This window comes from Edaphobacter aggregans DSM 19364 (assembly GCF_000745965.1).
Classification (GTDB): Bacteria; Acidobacteriota; Terriglobia; order Terriglobales; family Acidobacteriaceae; genus Edaphobacter; species Edaphobacter aggregans.
In genome coordinates this window covers 247,436-265,597 of the sequence record NZ_KN050788.1, presented here as the reverse complement: position 1 = coordinate 265,597, position 18,162 = coordinate 247,436, and the positions used below count along the sequence as shown (strand labels likewise).

The following is an 18,162-nucleotide window of genomic DNA, read 5'->3' as shown; positions in this document are numbered from 1 at the left end:
TTTTGCACCAGCAAGATTGTTAGTGCTGTGCTCATCGATGAGATTTAACATCCGCGCAGCGTCCTCTCGCCGTGTGTCCTCGCGCTCACGGAATCGTACGACCATACATGGTTCGCATGCTTCGGCCGCAGCCGTACGCACGACCCATCGTGTTATGGACAGGTACGTGCCGAATATATTTCAACGCATACACAGAAGCCCCTTGTTGTGGTCCGTTGATAACGGAGACAGTGCCACGGAGATTAAGTTTCCGCGCGTTGTGATGTCCGGAAGTTTTGAGACCGTCGTAGTGCCTGAGCAAAAAGTGCAGCCGCGCGCATGGCTTTCCTTCAAGAGAGCGAGCGTATACAAGCAAAGGGGCGGAATTATTGTTGTGACCGACTGGGCATTTTTACTCCGGCGCTCATACAAGTGGGATTCCGGCATGTTCCGCGTACCCAGCCCCTGCAAGGCGACCTTCGCAAAGGCTCGAAATCGGTGGTGCCACTGGCCGATCGATCCATTGGGAACCTGCAACAGTGGTTGATCGGGACGTATCACGGCGTGAGTCGCGAACAACTCCAGGTCTACCTGGATGAGTTCGTTTTCCGTCACAATCGCCGCCAGACACCGATGGCCGCTTTTCAAACCCTGCTCGGCCTCGGAGCAGCACGTAGACCCGTGCCCTACATGCAGATTCGGGGCGGCTCTGACCGTCCTATATCGCCCGGAACAGCCTGAACCACAACCCATAGGGGCTCTGCTGAAACAACCAGATAAGCAGAAGTCAGGTAGTCGTGAAGCGCGAAATTCCTTTGACAAAGTCGCGGCGATTGTGCACTAGTATGTCACTCATTAGGACTCTCTTTTAATCCGCTTAATATTGGTGGGCGGTGAACAGTGTCGCCGTCCACCAATACTTTCGGCCTGCGTAAAGCGGAATGTCTTACCATGGTAATTCTTTATTGATTTCGTGGATGAAGCGACCGTTGGGGCTATCGTCTCCAAGCAACGCGACCGCCACTGTGGTCTTTGCTCCGTCAGGCACAGACATCGGCGCCGCGTCCGAGCCAAGAGCGGTTTTGACCCAGCCCGGATGTACGGAGTTCACCTTGATGTTGGTGTCCTTGAGTTCCGCTGCCAGATGAATCGTGAACGCGTTGACCGCGGCCTTGGAGGCGTTGTAAGCGAACTTCCGCAGTGGCGCGATGGGGCTCGGGTCCATTGCCTGAAGTGTCAGAGAGCCGAGGATGCTGGCGAGGTTGACGATCCGTCCCGCTTCACTCTTCTTCAGCAAGGGCAGAAATTCGCGAGTCAAAGCTACCAAGGAAAACAGGTTGATGTTGAAGATGCTCTGCAACTCCGCTTCGGTCGATTCACTCGCACGCAGGCCAATGAGCCCATCTGCCGGCCCTACGCCAGCATTGTTGACCAGAATATCCAGCTTGCCGTAGCGTGACTCGATGAATTTTGCCGCGACAGCGCGATCGGTTGCCTTGGTCACATCCAGTGCAAGTGCCTCTGCTTCGATGCCTTCGCTGCGCAATTTGCTCGCAGCATCTGCAGCTTCGCGCTCCGTGCGTCCGCTGACAATAACCCTTACGCCTTGCTGACCCAACTGCCGTGCAGTCTCAAAACCGATTCCGCGATTGGAACCAGTAACTAAAGCTGCTTTATTTTCGTTTGCCATGTTCGTGGCCTCCTGACTAGTAGATACAAGAGGCATGCGGATGATTCTAATTATTTCCGACCAGTCGGAATATTTTTAACCAGGGGCAAATCTCGGCGGCATAAAGCCATGTTGTAAACGTATCCGACCGGTCGGTGGGAGAATGTGAATCTCCGAAGACGTTTCTGTCGTCTACTCTTTGGAAGGCCAAAATTGTGGCCGATGCAAAAAAACAGTGGTACTAATCCCTGGATCAAATCACTGCATCGGTTTTGAGACCGCTCGGCAGGCTAGGTCAAAAAAGCATCACGGTAATCGTTACCCGCGGAAGCGGCAACGAAGCCGCCGATTTTACCCGCAAGTTACAGGAGAAAGGCCATTGAGGGATTCAGGGAATGCGGAGCTATGACTATAAAAACGAAAGCAGCCGTCACGAAGGGTGAGCGCAGCCGTCAGAAGATCGTAGAAACCGCCGCAGTGCTGTTCAACCAGAAGGGGTTCACTGGATGCTCGATGGGGGACATCGTTGCGGCTTCAGGCCTGGAGAAGGGGACGCTCTACGGCCACTTCTCTACAAAGGAAGAACTGGCACTCCTCGCTTTCGACTATGCGTGGAAGGAGACGAGTGACAAACGACTTCGGAACATCGACACCGTTTCAAATGCGGTAGACAAACTGAAAGTGCACGTAGACAACTATGTCAATACCCCGAGTTTTCCCGGGGGATGCCCTCTTTTAAACTTTGCGGTAGATGCCGATGACGGCAACCTCGCCCTCCGCACAAGGGTCAGAAAGGCGCTGAAGGGTTGGGAGGATCTTTTGGCGAAGATAGTTGAAGATGGCCAGTCAGCCGGACAGATCAACCCGGAGATTGACCCACATTCGGTCGCCAACCTCGTGATCTCCATCCTCGAGGGAGCAACGGTAGTAGCACGGATCAATAAGCGGTCCGCGGCTCTCGACGACGCTCAAAGGCACCTCAGTCTGTACCTGGAGACTGCGGTCAGACTCAGAACTGCCTCACGTGATGGCAAGGGGCAATAGAGGATATCTAATATGAGTACGCTGATTCAGGCAATTCCGGCGCCCGAGGGCGTTCGCAAACCCGGCGCCCTGTGAGGGCGAGAAACTTGATGTTCGCAAACATCGCGAAGGCTTCAGCCCAAAGATCGCTGACAGCACTTCCGAAGCCAGCGGGACCACCTATAACTTCTATGAATAGAGGAGATAGCATGTTATCGACCACTTCGGCTCTGCTTGCCATTGCGCTTATCTGGCCGCCGCCTATAGCGAGCAATGTTTCTTCGGCTCCAGCCTGGGAAACCCTGCCAGCGGAACAACCTCTTTCAGCAGTGGCAGTGGAGGGTTACGTTGATCATGACGGAGCTCGGATCTGGTATGGAACGGCCGGTAAGGGCGAGCCAGTTGTCTTATTGCACGGAGGAATGGAGAGCAGCCTGAGTTGGGGGAATCAGGTTCCAGCTTTGATCAAGACTCACCATAGGGTGATCTTGATCGATAGTCGTGGCCACGGGCGGAGCACACTAGGACCTTATCCGCTTTCCTATGAGAAAATGCAGAGCGATGTCGTGGCCGTAATGGATACGCTACACCTTAAGAAGGTGTCCTTCGTTGGCTGGAGTGACGGAGCAATCATCAGCCTCATCATGGCAATGAAGAATCCAGAACGAGTCAACAGGGTGTACGCTTTTGGCGCAAACATGAATACTGATGCCATCGTATCGGGCGCTTTTACTTCGCCTATCCTCTCCGAAGTGGGAGCAAGGTTGGCGAAGGATTACGCCCGCATCTCACCCACGCCCAACGAATTCGGCACTCTTCACCTGGCACTCGAGACGATGCAGAAGAAGGAGCCCAATTACACGACGATGGAGCTCGCTGCTATCAAAGTGTCTAAGATTGCCATCGCCGATGGCGACCATGAAGAATTCATTACGCGTGCTCACACGGACTATCTTGCGGCCACCATTCCTGGTGCAGAGCTGATCATCCTTCCCAACGTGAGCCATTTTGCCCCTTGGCAAGACTCCACAACATTAAACAACTCAATCATTCGATTTCTCGACAGGTAACTGACCTGATTGGAAATCAACTCTCGCGCGCAACGAGCACACAGTGTTGAGTGTGAACTGGAATGTGAGCATCGTGGCGCTTTGTCAGATAACACGATTCGTACACCAGATAAAAGGAAATTATGAATTCAGAGAAGGAGAAACGTTACTTGGTCGGTGAAAAAGATCTACCAATCGTGGTTGTGCATGGAACAATGGGGAAATCCGAGGACTGGTCGCGGGTAGTCGAAGAGCTATCTAACTCTCGCTCGGTGATTCGTCCAAATTACATAGAGCGAGTCGTTGGAAGGAACTCGATGAATGAACTTGCGATAAAAGATCTCGCGGATGAGGTTGTAGCTGCAGTCAGGACCGAAGGTAAGCAACGCTTTGATCTAGTTGGCGGTTCCCTTGGAGCGGCACTTGCCACATGCATCGCAGCAGAGTATCCGGAGATGGTCCGTTCGCTTGTACTCGTATCAGGTTTCAGCCATGGAAGCGATCCGTGGATGAATCTGCAGTTCAAACTGTGGCTTCGCTTGGTGAGCACAGATAAAGTAGCATTCACAAAACTGCTGCTGGTAAGTGGCCTAAGTCCCGGTTTTTTGTCTGCATTTGACGAACCCACTCTAAACGGAATCATTGAAAACTATATCGCATCGACTGACTGGCGCCCGATCGAGCAGACCATCAGGGTTGACCTTAGTGTGGATGTTCGGGCGTACGCCGCGAGAATTAAGACTCCGACGCTGCTGATTACTGCAAAGCACGATAAGATCGTGCCGCCAGCTTACTCGGAGAATCTGGTTCCTGACGCGAAGACTCTTGAACTCAATTCGGGCCACTTGATCTTTCTGGAGAAGCCAGTCGATCTGGCTTCCGCCATACTTTCTTTCTGCCAATAGCAAGCAGGTCTCGTCTCTTGAAATCAGAACTTTCCCCATGAAAAGGTAGATAAACGTGCGTCAATATTTGAACTTGAAGCGATGGCGGTTGCCTGCCATTGCAGCCCTCACGGCCCTCGCGGGTTGTCGTGACCTCCTCGGAGGCGTTCGCCCAGCAGCCGGGCGAGTCAAGCCACTACACTCCATAAAACGTGGGCGGCCAGGAACTGCAGACGCCGAATTCCTATAGCGAACCCAGAAACGGTGGACACCTCCTTGCGGTGTGGCAGGGCCTTGTGGATGGCGTTTGACAACGGGCATCCCTTCAGGCATGGTACGGCACGGACCTTGTATGCCCTACGAGCTAGTTATCGTGGAGACGACCGGCTCCAGGGAGCGGGAGGCTTCCTAAGCATCGTTGTGACTTGATTCCGTCCGAATACTACCTGTACTCTGCGCTCGTGCGGAGGCATCGGGGGATGGTCGATCTATCTGGCTCGGTCTCGTTGCGGCTACTCTCATGCGCTGATTGCAGCTTTGTCCCTTAAATGGGTGACTTCAGCGAAATAGCGTTTCCGCAACCAGAACGCGACATTCACCAGGCCGATCAGCGCGGGAACTTCGATCAGCGGGCCGATCACGCCAACAAACGCCTCGCCTGAGTTCAGTCCAAAGACCGCTATCGAGACTGCAATCGCCAGTTCGAAGTTGTTGCCCGCCGCGGTAAAGGAAAGAGTGGTCGTCTGCGCGTAATTGGCGCCCAGCTTCCGCCCCATCCAAAAGCTGACCAGGAACATGACAAGGAAATAGACCACGAGGGGTATTGCGATCCGGAGTACATCTAATGGCAGTTTCACAATCAAATCACCCTTGAGACTGAACATCACGACAATAGTGAAGAGAAGCGCCACCAGCGTCAGAGGACTAATGCGCGGAATGAACTGGGTCCTGTACCACTCTTCGCCCTTGACTCGAAGAAATATAAATCGAGTCAGCATTCCGGCGAGAAACGGTATGCCCAAATAGATGAAGACACTCTTGGCAATGGGTCCGATGCCGATGTTTACCACTGAGCCCTTCAGCCCGAACCATGTTGGAAGAATTGTTATAAAAATCCAGGCATACAGGCTGTAGAAGACCACTTGAAACACACTATTCAATGCCACCAAACCGGCGACATAGTCCGTATCTCCTTCCGCAAGCTCGTTCCAAACCAGAACCATCGCAATGCAGCGCGCAATTCCGATGAGAATCAAGCCACGCATATAGGCGGGGTACCCACGCAGGAGGGTGATGGCAAGCAGAAACATCAATGCCGGGCCGATCAACCAGTTTTGGAGCAGAGAGAGTCCGAGCACGCGGCGATTGCGGAAGACCTCGCCCAGCTTTTCATAGCGGACCTTCGCCAGCGGCGGATACATCATGATGATGAGGCCGATAGCGATGGGAATATTGGTTGTGCCCGATTGGAAGCTGTTCACAAGGGCTGCCGAACCGGAAATGAAATGCCCGAGGCCAACACCGATCGCCATTGCGAGAAAAATCCATACAGTGAGAAAGCGGTCAAGAAAGGACAGCTTTTTGCGAGGCATCGGTGCGCACACCTGGCCTTGAGTGTAAGGAATGCTGGACATATTTCACCTCGAAGCGAAAACCGTGGATGATTCAATTGGCACTGGTAAGGGCGCTCCCTGCAAAGTCACGAACTTCTCTGGTGTGCAGCACACCTTGGTGAGCTTAGCCCGATCTGCCTGCATGGCTTTCTCTTCTTTGAACCATTGCAGCGTTTCCCGCAGAACCTTCGCTGCACCCTCATTGGGTGGCATAACGATGCGGTAGTGCATCCACTTGCCGTCGCGCCGGGGGGTCACGATCTTGGCGTTCCGCAGATATGCCAAGTGGCGAGAAATCTTAGGCTGGGGCTGATCCAAGATCTCTACGAAGTAGCAGACGCAGATTTCCCGGTCTCCCATCAGGTTCAGGAGCCGCAGCCGGGTATTGTCTCCAAGCGCCTGAAAGAACCGCTCCATATCAAATGCCTTCTGTCTCGCTGCCATGAAACGATTATATTCGTATTGACATATGTGTCCAGCCCGAAATATATTCTGTTTGGCAGATATATCGGAGGTTCTCTATGACAGAACGGTTGCTCGAATCGGTGCGGTCCAAGTATGGAGCGGTTGCGGAGAGCACGCTCTCCAGCAAAGACGCTGGCGTAAAGGCGGTCGCTGAAGCCTTTGGATACAGTGCGGCGGAGCTGACTTCGATTCCTGCTGAAGCTAATATGGGGCTTTCGTGTGGAAATCCGACGGCCATTGCATCCATACGTCCAGGCGAAGTGGTCGTCGATCTGGGATCAGGCGGCGGGATGGATGTATTTCTGGCGTCTCCTCTGGTTGGGCCTTCCGGGAAGGCGATCGGTGTCGATATGACGCCAGAGATGATCGAGCGTGCTCGAACAAACGCCCAAAACGGGGGTTACCAGAATGTGGAGTTTTATCTTGGGACCATCGACCACCTTCCCCTCGCGGATGGATCGGTCGATTGTGTCATAAGCAATTGCGTCATCAACCTCGCTCCCGACAAGCCCGCCGTCTTCCGTGAGATTGCACGGATTCTGAAACCAGGTGGAAGACTAGCGGTCAGCGACATTGCACTCAAGGCTGAATTGCCGCCTGCCGTGGCACAGAGCATGGCGGCGTATGTCGGTTGCATCGGCGGAGCAATCAAGATAGATGATTACCGCGAAGGGCTGCTCGCCGCCGGCTTTGAACACGTCGAGATTGTGAACAGCGGGGCCGATCTAAACGCCTATGCCAAGGTCGAAAATCAGGCCGGATGTTGCTCCCCAGCGATGGATCCGGGCAATGGCTTGACTGTGCTTGGAGATGCCTGTTGCTCCACCACTAACGCGCCTACACCCGCCAGTCTTCACGAGGATTTGACGAAGCTCCTTTCTGAATATGACGTGAATGCGGCAGCTGCCAGCGTCAAAGTGTACGCGGTAAAACCAGCGCAAAGGGATCAAAAAGCCTGCTGTGGCCCGACCTGCTGCACCGGCACAGTGGCGGTGTGAGACTCGCTTTGCATATCGAGGTAGAGCTGCAAACTCAATTCGTGGACCCGAAGGAAATTGAACAATGCCAGCACACTACAACGTCATGTTTCTTTGCACGGGAAATTCGGCCCGTTCCATCATGGCCGAAGCGATCATGAACCGTAAGGGGCGACCCAACTTCACGGCATACAGCGCGGGCAGCCATCCCGCGGGGCTTGTTCGCCCCGAGGCCCTCAAACAGATCGAGGCTGCCGGACTCAGCACCACAGGGCTCTACAGCAAATCGTGGGATGAATTTACCAAACCTGATGCACCCCAGCCCCATTTCGTCCTTACTGTCTGCGATAACGCGGCCAAGGAAATCTGCTCAGTTTGGCCTGGGCAGCCTCTGACAGCCCACTGGGGAGTACCCGATCCAGCTGCGGCTGTAGGCACGCCGCAAGAGATTGACTGCGCATTTCGTGACACTTTCTCCATCCTCGATCCAAGAATCAGTCTATTCCTGTCTTTGCCTCTCTCGACGCTTGACCAGCTTGCGTTACAGAAGGAATCGACAAGATAGGACATCAATAGACCCGCTTAACAGAAGGAGCTTGACCAGAGATGCGCACTTTCATTTTTGCCTGCGTTCACAATGCAGGCCGTTCCCAGATGTCAGCTGCGTTCTTCAACCAGCTTGCTGATCCTGAATTGGCGCGCGGCATCTCTGCCGGTACCCAACCTGCCGAGCATGTTCATCCGGTGGTTGTGGACGCAATGCGCGAGGTTGGAATCGACCTCAGCGACGCAAAGCCGCAGAAGCTGACGGCAGAGTTGGCAAAGAATGCCGAGATGATGGTCACAATGGGCTGCGGGGATGAATGCCCTTATATTCCCGGCCTGCGACGTGACGACTGGCCGCTGCCAGATCCAAAAGGACAAGGGATCGAGTCGGTGCGGCAGACCCGCGACCAAATCAAGCGACGGGTTATGCAATTACTGGAGCAGGAACAGTTGAGCAGGAACGTAGTACCGGCATAGCTATTCTGCTCATTCCAATGAATTGCGTATGCGAGGGTGCAGAAACCCTTGCCTGACCGATGGACAAGATAGTGGAAGATGCTTTTCCGGATCGCGATCGTTCATCTGTCTCGGGCATCGTATGCGAGATACAGCGCTGACTGTAACGGATAGGCCGTTAAACGAGAAAAGGCGTGTGCCTCACTCTTGGAGAAGGGTGCCCGCAGGCGAAAGGGCCTTCGAGATCGGAACGAATCCTGGCAAGATCTGCGATTTGTGGTTCGTCGAGGATCCGGATCACGGCAGTCGCACGGCCTTCGAAATCCCTTTCTGCGTCTGGGATGTTCGCGAAAGCACTAAGCACCGCGCGAAGCAGTTCGACCCGTAACCCGGCAATTATTAATTCGCTCGAGAGAAGGGGGAGGTTATGAAGCCCTCCCACCCAAAAATAATGGATACCGTGGATACCGTTTTCGTGGAAATTGGTTCTCCAAGGAAGAATCTATAGACAATAAGGAAACCAGAGACTTCAGGGAAACCGCCTAGCTTCAGAGAGTTAAAGCGGAAGTAACTGCGAATTTAGAAACATGGCGGATCACGGGGGGTAGTCTTCGAATCCCCTCCGCCCCGACCATCTTCGATAGCTCTACGGCAGATGCAGCGTCTTCCAGGTGAAGTCGTAGCGGAACCCGAGGGTTGCTGCGTTGTAACCTCCCTTTCCTTGGGCGTCGGTGGAGTCTCCCAGCCTTGATTCAATAAACGCGTAGCCAGATGGCGAGATGTGCCATTCGCCGCCGACGACTGCATATCTGGTCTTGAAGTCTGGGTCGATGAGGGGGCTCAGGTCGAAGGGAATGTAGTCCTCAAAGCCAAGTACCGCTGAAAACTTCCCGAACTTTAACCTGGAATACACCTCGACTCCGTTCGCGGAAAATCCGACGGCTATTGGGGACGGTCCGCCTGCGGGGTCGGGAATGAATGCCAGGTCGCCGTTGCTCTGCCGGACCCAGTCTGCTCCCCATTCAAGGTTGCGCCAAGTGCCTTTGCCTCCAAAGGCCCAGTAATCCGTGCCGCCATGGAGCACCGTAGTTGTAAGAAAATTGTCGAAATAGGTCTTGTTGTAGGCGCCACCGATCTGTAATCCCGGAAGCACTTTCGCTTGCAAAGAGAAGCCGAAGCCGTTGAAGGCCTGCGGCGTGTCTGCGGTGCGCAACTGCCCCTGCGCTCCGAAGTCGAAGTTCTTGGCGAAGTTGAGATGGTAAAGAACCGTCTGATCGGCACGGCCGGTACCTGATTGACCGCCGTCAGTGCCGGCAACATAGGTGGCGGTGGACACGCCGCCGAAGACGTTGAAGCGATCCGTCGTGTAGCTCGTTATGTCGTAGTGGGTGGAAAGCTGCTTGCCATAAGAGAGACGCCCATATTTGCCGAAATCGACGCCAATAGAACCAAGGCGAGCACCGAAGACGGGTTGAGTCGTTGTCTGCACCACGCCGAAGCCGGACGCCGTGGTTGCGCCGGCGTTGAGCGAGGTTGCGCTCTGAACAAGGTTCACCCCCCATTCCGTGATGCCAATTACCCTAATTGGTCCAAACGTTGTGAAATTAATGCCGACGCGGGTGGCGTCGTCTTGTACTTCCGCTTCTCCGTTGGCTGGAACGGAGATGATAGTGCGAAGACTCCCATAGGGCTGGAAGCCACCGGTGTATTTCTGCGTAGGATTGATCCCCGTTGTGGTGGTGTCCATCTGGGTTTTTTCGTCTTCGGACTGAACCAAGGCCGCAGCGGTGGGCGCCGGTGCAGCGGCGCGGGAAGTACTTCCAGTCGCGAAGTCGCCTCCGCAACCTTCCGACACCCAAACTCCCTGATCGTCGTAGCCCCAGTTTCTGCCCAGGAGGCAGGCCGCCTCACCGGTTGGTCGCAACATTACGATGCCCGCACGCGTGTCGGCGGAGCATCGTTGTCGCTCTTTGCCTTTGGAGACGCAGCTTACGACGGACGAAACCGACGCCTCCACAAAGCTCTGTTGAGCGTTTAGAACTGCAGCCCAGCCCAGAGCCACGGCTGCAGACACAAAGCAGCTTATTCGTTTCATGCTCCTCCTTTTGCGGGCTAGAGCCGTCATCATCTGACCGGACCCGCGGCTTTCCCAGGAAGGAGGCCAATCGCCTTGCATGCGTGAGCTATGTCTGGGGAGATGTCTGCAAGGGACCCACTCACATCTTCCCCATGAGCGAAATCCAGGTCGGATCCACGCGTTGTTGTTCGCACCTAGCTTTTCCGCCCAACCATGTTAAGGCCTAAATGCCTTCCCGTAAGAGCCTAAGGTTTCGGAGCCCGCAGGATGGCATGGTAACCGGGGATAACCTGGTTGTCCACTCGCTTGAGGCCAGGGTGTCGATTGCTGCGAAAAATGCGCGTACCGGCCGAAATGGTTGGTTGTTTCGTCTGGGGTCTTACTGACGACTTCAGACGATGCCCGATCACGCCAGCGATATCTCGGAACAACCCGTCTTCGGCGACTTTATGATACGGCTTCTATGGTCCCCCCATGGTCTATCTGGCGCGTTGGGAATGTTGCTGGCCGGATTCAAGCCTTGAACGATTTTTTTTCTTGCCCGCCAACCAGTGTTCCGATAGTCTGCGTTCTCTATGACTAATTTGTCTTCCGGACCACCCCTGGGATTTGTGCGCCTTGCAGTATCTTTCTGTCTTATTGGCACCCTGCTCTCCGGATGCAGCACTGGACCGGCGGCTTCGGGATCGTCCTCCGGCGTAGGAGGCAGCACTACGCCCGTAACCATGCCGCTCGCGATTACGTCCGTTTCTCCCAAGGACATCCCGGTCGGTTCGTCCGCCGTTGCTATCGTCGTGACCGGCGCAGGATTTACCTCGAACTCGGTAATCCAGCTCTCGGGAGCAGCCGTCCCGACAACGTTCGTCAGCAGCACAGAGCTCCGCGCGACGATTCCGGCCTCTCAGTTGCAAACGGGCACGATTCTCAAGCTTGCCGTCGCCAACGGCACCCAGGTAGTCGCCGCCGATACCACCAATAACGTCGCAGTGGACAACCCTGTTCCCACAGTTGCCGCCCTTGCACCGTCGAGCGTTCTCGTCGGTTCGCCTGCGGGAACCATCACCATCACGGGCGACAATTTCGTCCCGGGTATCACCCTCGCGGTCAATGGCAGCCCGCGCAATACCACCTATGTCAGCGCCACGCAGCTTACGGCAAGCCTTACTGCAAACGATTACCTCAGCGCCGCGCCGTTGCTTCTCAATGCTGTCAACCCTCAGCCCGGCGGCGGAGCTTCCGGCACCATCGCTCTTGTTGTTGCGAACCCCGCGCCTGCCATCGCATCGCTCTCGCCGAATGCGCTGAAGGCCGGATCGGCTGCGACGGCGGTCGACATTGTCGGGACCGGCTTTGTTGCAGGCACGGGAGTGCTTGTAAACGGTGCATCGCGTCCGGCAACATTTGTCAGTGCAACGGCGATGAAGGTCGCGCTGACACCGGCCGACCTGGTAAGCGCGGGCTCACTTGGCATCACGGCGGTCAATCCGGCACCAGGTGGAGGCGTCTCGGCATCATCTGCTATCGCGATTGACAACCCGGTTCCGGGTGCGATCACTCTTACTCCGGCTTCGGCCATCACCGGAACCGGCACTGCTCAGATCACCATCACCGGGTCGAACTTCGTTCCAGCAACCGTGGTCTACGTGAACGGCCAACCGCGCACAACGACTTATGTGAATGCCACACAGCTGATAGCTTCCCTGACTTCAGCCGATCTCGCAACGGCAGGTGCTCTCGCTATCGTTGCTACAAACCCAGGTCCCGGCGGCGGCAGCACGGCCCCGGCTTCGCTGCCTGTGAATAATCCCGCTCCGGGCTCGATCACCGTGACGCCGAACCTCGTAATGACCGGTACGGCGACCGAGACTCCAATTACCATCACGGGCGCGAATTTCGTCCCCTCGACTGTAGTGCAGATCAACGGCACAGCACGTCCAACAACCTACATCAGCTCGACGCAGCTGCTCTCGTCTCTCACCGTTGCCGACCAGGCCACGGCAGGCAGTCTCTCCGTCAATGTATTCACGCCAACCCCTGGCGGCGGCACGTCCAGTGCTGCATCTATCGCGATTAACAACTCGGCGCTCGGGGCCATTACCCTGTCGCCATCAACTGTGCCTGCGGGCAGAACTACCAGCACGGTCATCAACGTAAGTGGTGTGGGAATGGTGCCCGGCACCGGCATCCAGATCAACGGTTCTGCGCGGGCAACCACCTACGTGAGTGCGAATCAGGTCACCTTCGTCCTGCCGCCTTCCGATGTTGTAACGGCTGGAAGACTCAATGTCACTGCGGTCAATCCGGCACCGAACTACAGCGTCTCTCCAGTCGCAACTCTTACAGTAGCGACCCCGACTCCAACGCCGGTAATAACCTCATTGAATCCGACCTCGGTAATTGCGGGATCACCTGCGCTTGCCTTGTCGGCGATGGGAACCGGGTTCAGCACTGGCTGCACACTTCAGTGGAATACCACGGCTCTGACCACGAGCTATTCGTACGGCACCATCTATAACCCGTCGACTGGTACCTATACCACTGGCTACAGCCTTTATGGGGCGGTTCCAGCTTCGTTGCTGACCACGAAGGGGTCAGCAAGCATCACCGTAAGCTGTCCCACGGCAATCACTCCGGTCTCGAATGCTGTCACCTTCAATATTACTGACCCACCGGTTCCCACTCTGTCATCCCTCTCCACGGCAGCCGGTCCCATCGCCACGGATACGAAACTCACCATCTACGGCACGGGCTTCACCTCGACGTCCACCGTTTCCTACAACGGGCAGGCGCTTCCAACCACTTACACGAACTCTGGTTCCCTAAGCGCGACCGTACCTGCCTCGCAATTGCTCTTCCCTGGTACAGGAAACATCACGGTCACAACGCCGGCGCCTGGCGGAGGCACCTCGAATGCTCTCGTGTTCACGGCGTATGTGCCGATCGTCAGCAACAGCATGGTCTACAACCCGGTGAATGGCCTGCTCTATCTGTCCATTCCCGCCAGCGTCGGAGCTCCATACGGGAACTCGATCGTCTCCATGGATCCGGCGACAGGTGCTCTTGGTACACCAATCCCGGTTGGAAGCGAGCCCAATAAGCTGGCTCTTACTCCGGATGGAAGATATCTCTGGGTCGGTCTGGACGGAGCCTCGGGAGTGCGAAAGGTCGATTTGACGACCGGAATAGCGGGCCTGCAGTTCGCTCTGAATGTCACGAACAACAATAATGGTCCACAGGTGGCGCTCAATCTCATTGCACTTCCGGGCGCAACAGACTCTGTTGTCGTTCTGCAGGGTACAAGCGGCTACTACGCAACTGCGTTGGGAATTTACGACAGCGGCGTCGTGCGCGGCGCCCTCACTACCCAGAACTACTATTCACAGTACGCCTTGCAGGTCGATGCGAGCCGAACGGAGATCTACGTTGGCGGGTCCGGCCTCTATACGTACACCTACAGTGCGTCAGGTCTAACTGCAAAGGTCACCAACACAAACTCGAACATCTCGCTTGCGGGCAGTTCGTTCGATGAGATGCAACTGGTTGGCGGCAAACTCTACGGCGATTACGGCAAGGTATACGATGCCGAGGCGGGAACTCTTCTCGGAACGATGTACCAGACTGGAACGACGATCGCCCAGGGGCCAACCCTTGCAGATACCGCCCTGAACAAGGTTTTCATTCTGGATAACTCCTCCTGCTGTTCTGGTTATAGCCAGATCCAGATCTTCAATCCTGACGACTTTACTGCCACAGGTGCGACGATTCCGATATCGGTGCCGTACTCCATCTATAACAGCACGAACCAAACTTACATCTATTTCAATCCGAACCGTCTCGTTCGCTGGGGAAGTAGCGGATTGGCCCTGCATACAAATGCCGGGATCTTCACCCTGCAATCGAACAAGGTAAAAGACCTCTCTTCCACCGTTGCAGATCTGGGCGTTACGGCCACGGCGTCCCCGGATACAATCACCGGCGCGACTTCCACCTACACGGTGATGGTGACGAACAACGGCCCATCGACCGCGACAGACGTTGCACTTGCGATCCAGGTTCCCTCTACAGGAATTCTGGTTTCGGCAAGCACTACATCCGGTGCCTGTGCAACCTCAACGAGTGGCTGCAATCTAGGAAGGGTTTCAAGCGGATCCACAGTCACTGTCACGATTACTATCCTGCAGACCTCCGCAGGAACGGCTACGCTAAACGCTCGCGTCAGCAGCTCTTCGACCGATAGCAACAACACGAACGACTCTGGCTCAGCGTCGCTCTCCGTCACAGGCAGCGACTACAACCTGTCGCCGACGCTTAGTTCAGTTGCCCCGAATGCAATCCGGAGTGGCAGCGTGGACACCACCATTATGGTGACGGGAACGAGCTTCGTACCTGGGTCGACGGTCATGCTCGGTACAACAACACTCAACACGACCTACACCAGTTCGACCCAGCTCTCGGCGACGGTGCCAGCTGCGCAGTTGACAGGTATGGGATGGGCTTCTCTCTCGGTCGCTTCTCCATCGCCTGGCGGTGGCACGTCGAACTCCGTGCCGTTAACGATCTACTCCGTCCTCTCACTCGGCGTAAATCACATCGTCTATGATCCCTACAGCCGCAAGCTGATGGCGAGCGTCTCGACGGGATCGTCTACAACTGCCGGAAGCTCACTTGTGGCGATCAGCCCAGAGACTGCCGCCGTCGGAACGCCACTACCGCTCACCAATATTCCAACGAAGCTCGCGCTGAGTGACTCCGGTCAAACGCTCTATGTTGCAAACAGCACGGCTTCCAGCGTTGTTCGTTACGACATGTTGACCGGAACGACCGACACGATTGCCATCCCAACAAGTGGAACCCCGTACTACACTCCATACGCCCTGGAGCTTACGGTCCAGCCGGGATCAGAGAACACGCTGGCTCTGTCGCTGGGAAATTACTATTACGGCAGCGGCATCTACGACTATTCAACAAGCACCAAGACAATGACCCAGCGCTCAAGCTACCTGAACTACAACAGCTACCCCTGTATGCGGTTCCTCGATGCGTCGACGCTCTTTGTCACCGGCGACTCGAACTACCTTACGTTCTTCGGGGTCAACGCTAACGGGTTCACCTCCACCACCGGAACGACAACTCCACTCGCACGGTTCAATTGCTTCAAAATCGTGGGAGGCAAAGCCTTCGCATCCGGCGGCGGAGTGGCTGCATTGTCCTCTGGCGGTGGTGTCACGCAGCTTGGCAGCTTTACACTGCCATCGCAGTACACCTACTCAGGTGGCATGCCGGTTGCCGCGCCCGATACTTCGCTCGGTCGCGTCTTCTTTCCTGGAAACACGGCATCCACGTCGTATGGATACACAGACGGTCTGCTCTCTTACGACTCCGGCAATTACCTGCGGACGGGTTCCATCTCTCTCAACATTCCAACTATCGAAGGTTCCACCAACTTCTCCATGCAGGACCTCGTACGCTGGGGCGCGGATGGATTGGCCGCAGTCACCTCAACCGGACACATCTATCTGGTCCGCGGACCGTTTGTTGCTCCGCAGCTGCTCAATACCAACACCACGGCTGCAGTGCTGACAGGTTCCTCCGCTTCCACGATCGCCCATGGTGCCGGAAATATGCTGCTTACCCTCACGGGAAGCAACTTTGTTCCGGGGATCGCCGTGAACTGGAACGGAGACTACCGAACCACGACAATCGTGGATGCAACGCATTTGACGGTTGCCATCCCCGCCTCAGATCTTGCAACCGCCGGCACGGCATCACTCACAGCCGTGAATCCCGGTGCCTCAGCTTCATCGGCGCTCACAATCACGATCCAGTAAGACATGGTTCTCTGAGCTATGTAATAACAGAGTTCAGAGAGCTATGTAATTTACGCTTCCGATCGGCCTCGCACGCACTCTTGCTTTTTGTTTCGGGCTGCCTCCGCAAGCTTCACTGAACCGTCTTGGTGGAAACAAAAGCAGGCGATCGCAAAGCCGACAAGAAGAACGGTAACGTTAGTTGCAGGCCCGCGACGGACTGCAGCTGCGCGTACTGCTCGGTGGTGGGCTGCTGCGGTGAGCCCATCGCCTTCCACGCCGTGTAGGCGTTGCTACATGTGTCGTCGATGCGGTAGTGCTGCAGGAGTACTCGGCGGACGCTGGTGGGGAAGCCGCTGAGTCTGATGGTCATGGGTGTGGCGCGGCGGCTGGTCGGCGTCATGGTAGTTCCAAGCAGGACGGCCGCCTTGTGTCGTCGATGGAGGCCATGGCGTCGACGTCTGCCTTGTCTCGAACGCCTGTGCTGATGAGTGTGTCGAGTGACACGCTGGCGTCGCTGTTGGCGGCGACGCGTGTGCCGCTCATCAGACCGAACATACGGAAGAGGTTGAGAACCGGCTTGTTTATTCCGTTTGTCGACAGCGAACGGAAGCCTTCGAAGTAGTCTTTGTCTTCGAGCTCGAAGGACCAGCTGAGCATGGAGAGCAGGTTGACCTTGTGCCTGTCCTGCAGCTCAAAACGGCGCCTTGTAGGCTGCAGCGGTGTAGGCCGGATACAGCGTGCCATTGCGGTAGTTGTTGGCCGGGTTCACGCGCAAGGAGCAGGCGGCCAGCCTTCGGGAGCGGCCTCGACCTCGAAGTACCACTGGAGGACAGTTGGCCGGTTCGAGGAGATGATGGGCGTGTAGGGGCGTTCCGCTGCGAACAACGAGGACAGTTTGCGCCTGCGAGCCGCTAGGATCGCATCCACGAAGCCATTCGTGTTGTTCAGATACTTGCGGCGGTGACCGAAGGGAAGCTAATAGCTTCACTGATGGCGACGTTGTGCGGTATCGAACGGGGCAAGGGCATACTCATACGCCGTATTGCCGCCAAGTACGTGGACCTGATTGTATTGCAGCACCTTGGAGAAGGTGTAGGCGACCAGAGTGTTGAAGCCGTAGCTAAAGCGATGCTCGAATTTTGCCTGCAGCGAGTCGTAGTGATTGGACATGTTCTGCGTCTGGTAGGCGATGCCGCTCCAAAGAGGAAGGGCCGGCGGGCCTAAATGGCTCCAGGCCGGGTATCAGCGGGACGTTGGCATCGTTGGTCGCGCTGAGGTGCACGCCGCGATTGCCGACGTAGCCGATCTCGAGTAAGTCGTGATCGAAGAACTGATGCTGCACGTTCATGTTGTAGTCGATGTTGGTTCCCATGCTGAGGTGCACGCGCGAGGGGTTGATCGACGGCGTGGAAGAAGCTGATCCCAAGGGGGAGCCCAAAAAGTAGTTCGCCAGGGTTCGTGTAGGCGTGACGTTCTGGGTCTATGACCCCGGAGGTCTACCGTACAACGGACTTTGTGATTCTCCTGCAAAACCTAACCAAAGCGGTGCTGAGTAGCAGGAAGTGACGACCCCCTCAGACGTTCTAACATCGTCTACCAGGGACGAATCAGTTG

13 protein-coding genes and 4 pseudogenes are annotated in these 18,162 nt (G+C 55.8%); 8 read left to right on the top strand and 9 right to left on the bottom strand.

From position 1 onward, the window contains the following. Positions 1–9: 9 nt before the first annotated feature. Positions 10–152 (bottom strand): annotated as a pseudogene (locus Q363_RS41770) (IS3 family transposase); the annotation flags it as partial. 154 nt (positions 153–306) lie between these two features. On the opposite strand from Q363_RS41770, the pseudogene Q363_RS47355 reads away from it, so the two are divergent. Beyond that, a pseudogene (locus Q363_RS47355) lies at positions 307–720 on the top strand (transposase); the annotation flags it as partial. Between the two features lie 205 nt (positions 721–925). Here the strand turns inward: Q363_RS47355 and Q363_RS32890 are convergent. Continuing rightward, positions 926–1,669 carry an SDR family oxidoreductase gene (locus Q363_RS32890; RefSeq protein ID WP_035359030.1) on the bottom strand — a complete coding sequence of 248 codons (744 nt, stop codon included), beginning with the start codon at positions 1,667–1,669 and terminating at the stop codon, positions 926–928. A 384-nt stretch (positions 1,670–2,053) separates the two neighbouring features. Between Q363_RS32890 and Q363_RS32885 the strand changes: the two genes are divergently transcribed. The 3 genes from Q363_RS32885 to Q363_RS32875 all read left to right on the top strand — a co-directional run bounded on the left by Q363_RS32885 (position 2,054) and on the right by Q363_RS32875 (position 4,625). Beyond that, a complete protein-coding gene (locus Q363_RS32885) occupies positions 2,054–2,692 on the top strand; it encodes a TetR/AcrR family transcriptional regulator (RefSeq protein WP_051979663.1) in 639 nt (212 codons plus the stop codon). A 188-nt stretch (positions 2,693–2,880) separates the two neighbouring features. Beyond that, positions 2,881–3,741, top strand: a complete 861-nt coding sequence (locus Q363_RS32880; RefSeq protein WP_084081002.1) for an alpha/beta fold hydrolase — start codon at positions 2,881–2,883, stop codon at positions 3,739–3,741. A 122-nt stretch (positions 3,742–3,863) separates the two neighbouring features. Continuing rightward, positions 3,864–4,625 (top strand): alpha/beta fold hydrolase, encoded by a 762-nt coding sequence (locus Q363_RS32875; RefSeq protein WP_035359028.1) that lies wholly within the window; start codon positions 3,864–3,866, stop codon positions 4,623–4,625. 497 nt (positions 4,626–5,122) lie between these two features. Here the strand turns inward: Q363_RS32875 and arsB are convergent, their stop codons facing one another. Beyond that, entirely contained in the window at positions 5,123–6,238 is a 1,116-nt protein-coding gene (arsB, locus tag Q363_RS32870; RefSeq protein WP_051979662.1) for an ACR3 family arsenite efflux transporter, read from the bottom strand. A 3-nt stretch (positions 6,239–6,241) separates the two neighbouring features. Continuing rightward, positions 6,242–6,634 carry an ArsR/SmtB family transcription factor gene (locus Q363_RS32865; protein WP_245632634.1) on the bottom strand — a complete coding sequence of 131 codons (393 nt, stop codon included), beginning with the start codon at positions 6,632–6,634 and terminating at the stop codon, positions 6,242–6,244. A gap of 104 nt (positions 6,635–6,738) precedes the next feature. Between Q363_RS32865 and arsM the strand changes: the two genes are divergently transcribed. From arsM to Q363_RS32850, 3 genes are all read left to right on the top strand, one after another. Next, on the top strand, positions 6,739–7,680 hold the full coding sequence (gene arsM / locus Q363_RS32860) for an arsenite methyltransferase (protein WP_035359025.1): 942 nt from the start codon (positions 6,739–6,741) through the stop codon (positions 7,678–7,680). 64 nt (positions 7,681–7,744) lie between these two features. After that, positions 7,745–8,224 carry an arsenate reductase ArsC gene (locus Q363_RS32855; RefSeq protein ID WP_035359023.1) on the top strand — a complete coding sequence of 160 codons (480 nt, stop codon included), beginning with the start codon at positions 7,745–7,747 and terminating at the stop codon, positions 8,222–8,224. A 41-nt stretch (positions 8,225–8,265) separates the two neighbouring features. Then, positions 8,266–8,682: an arsenate-mycothiol transferase ArsC gene (locus Q363_RS32850; RefSeq protein ID WP_035359022.1), complete on the top strand. Its 417-nt coding sequence runs from the start codon at positions 8,266–8,268 to the stop codon at positions 8,680–8,682. 625 nt (positions 8,683–9,307) lie between these two features. Here Q363_RS32850 and Q363_RS32845 read toward each other — a convergent pair. After that, positions 9,308–10,756: a DUF3011 domain-containing protein gene (locus Q363_RS32845; RefSeq protein ID WP_035359021.1), complete on the bottom strand. Its 1,449-nt coding sequence runs from the start codon at positions 10,754–10,756 to the stop codon at positions 9,308–9,310. 593 nt (positions 10,757–11,349) lie between these two features. Between Q363_RS32845 and Q363_RS32840 the strand changes: the two genes are divergently transcribed. After that, positions 11,350–16,566, top strand: coding sequence for a beta strand repeat-containing protein (locus tag Q363_RS32840; protein WP_211256482.1), 5,217 nt, complete (start codon positions 11,350–11,352; stop codon positions 16,564–16,566). Between the two features lie 112 nt (positions 16,567–16,678). Here the strand turns inward: Q363_RS32840 and Q363_RS45145 are convergent, their stop codons facing one another. From Q363_RS45145 to Q363_RS47525, 4 genes and pseudogenes are all read right to left on the bottom strand, one after another. Next, on the bottom strand, positions 16,679–16,948 hold the full coding sequence (locus Q363_RS45145; RefSeq protein ID WP_051979660.1) for a GH39 family glycosyl hydrolase: 270 nt from the start codon (positions 16,946–16,948) through the stop codon (positions 16,679–16,681). Further along, positions 16,945–17,292, bottom strand: coding sequence for a hypothetical protein (locus Q363_RS45140; RefSeq protein WP_245632633.1), 348 nt, complete (start codon positions 17,290–17,292; stop codon positions 16,945–16,947). The genes Q363_RS45145 and Q363_RS45140 overlap by 4 nt, the downstream gene beginning before the upstream one ends. Positions 17,293–17,532: 240 nt before the next feature. Further along, positions 17,533–17,742 (bottom strand): annotated as a pseudogene (locus Q363_RS32830) (outer membrane beta-barrel protein); the annotation flags it as partial. Beyond that, positions 17,669–18,004 (bottom strand): annotated as a pseudogene (locus Q363_RS47525) (outer membrane beta-barrel protein); the annotation flags it as partial. The pseudogenes Q363_RS47525 and Q363_RS32830, both read right to left, overlap by 74 nt. Positions 18,005–18,162 lie beyond the last annotated feature (158 nt).

Bases quoted from the DNA above. Each gene is read 5' to 3' on its own strand.
- Q363_RS32890 (WP_035359030.1), bottom strand. From the start codon at position 1,669: ATGGCAAACGAAAATAAAGCAGCTTTAGTTACTGGTTCCAATCGCGGA.
- Q363_RS32885 (WP_051979663.1), top strand. From the start codon at position 2,054: ATGACTATAAAAACGAAAGCAGCCGTCACGAAGGGTGAGCGCAGCCGT.
- Q363_RS32880 (WP_084081002.1), top strand. From the start codon at position 2,881: ATGTTATCGACCACTTCGGCTCTGCTTGCCATTGCGCTTATCTGGCCG.
- Q363_RS32875 (WP_035359028.1), top strand. From the start codon at position 3,864: ATGAATTCAGAGAAGGAGAAACGTTACTTGGTCGGTGAAAAAGATCTA.
- arsB (WP_051979662.1), bottom strand. From the start codon at position 6,238: ATGTCCAGCATTCCTTACACTCAAGGCCAGGTGTGCGCACCGATGCCT.
- Q363_RS32865 (WP_245632634.1), bottom strand. From the start codon at position 6,634: ATGGAGCGGTTCTTTCAGGCGCTTGGAGACAATACCCGGCTGCGGCTC.
- arsM (WP_035359025.1), top strand. From the start codon at position 6,739: ATGACAGAACGGTTGCTCGAATCGGTGCGGTCCAAGTATGGAGCGGTT.
- Q363_RS32855 (WP_035359023.1), top strand. From the start codon at position 7,745: ATGCCAGCACACTACAACGTCATGTTTCTTTGCACGGGAAATTCGGCC.
- Q363_RS32850 (WP_035359022.1), top strand. From the start codon at position 8,266: ATGCGCACTTTCATTTTTGCCTGCGTTCACAATGCAGGCCGTTCCCAG.
- Q363_RS32845 (WP_035359021.1), bottom strand. From the start codon at position 10,756: ATGAAACGAATAAGCTGCTTTGTGTCTGCAGCCGTGGCTCTGGGCTGG.
- Q363_RS45145 (WP_051979660.1), bottom strand. From the start codon at position 16,948: ATGACGCCGACCAGCCGCCGCGCCACACCCATGACCATCAGACTCAGC.
- Q363_RS45140 (WP_245632633.1), bottom strand. From the start codon at position 17,292: ATGGCACGCTGTATCCGGCCTACACCGCTGCAGCCTACAAGGCGCCGT.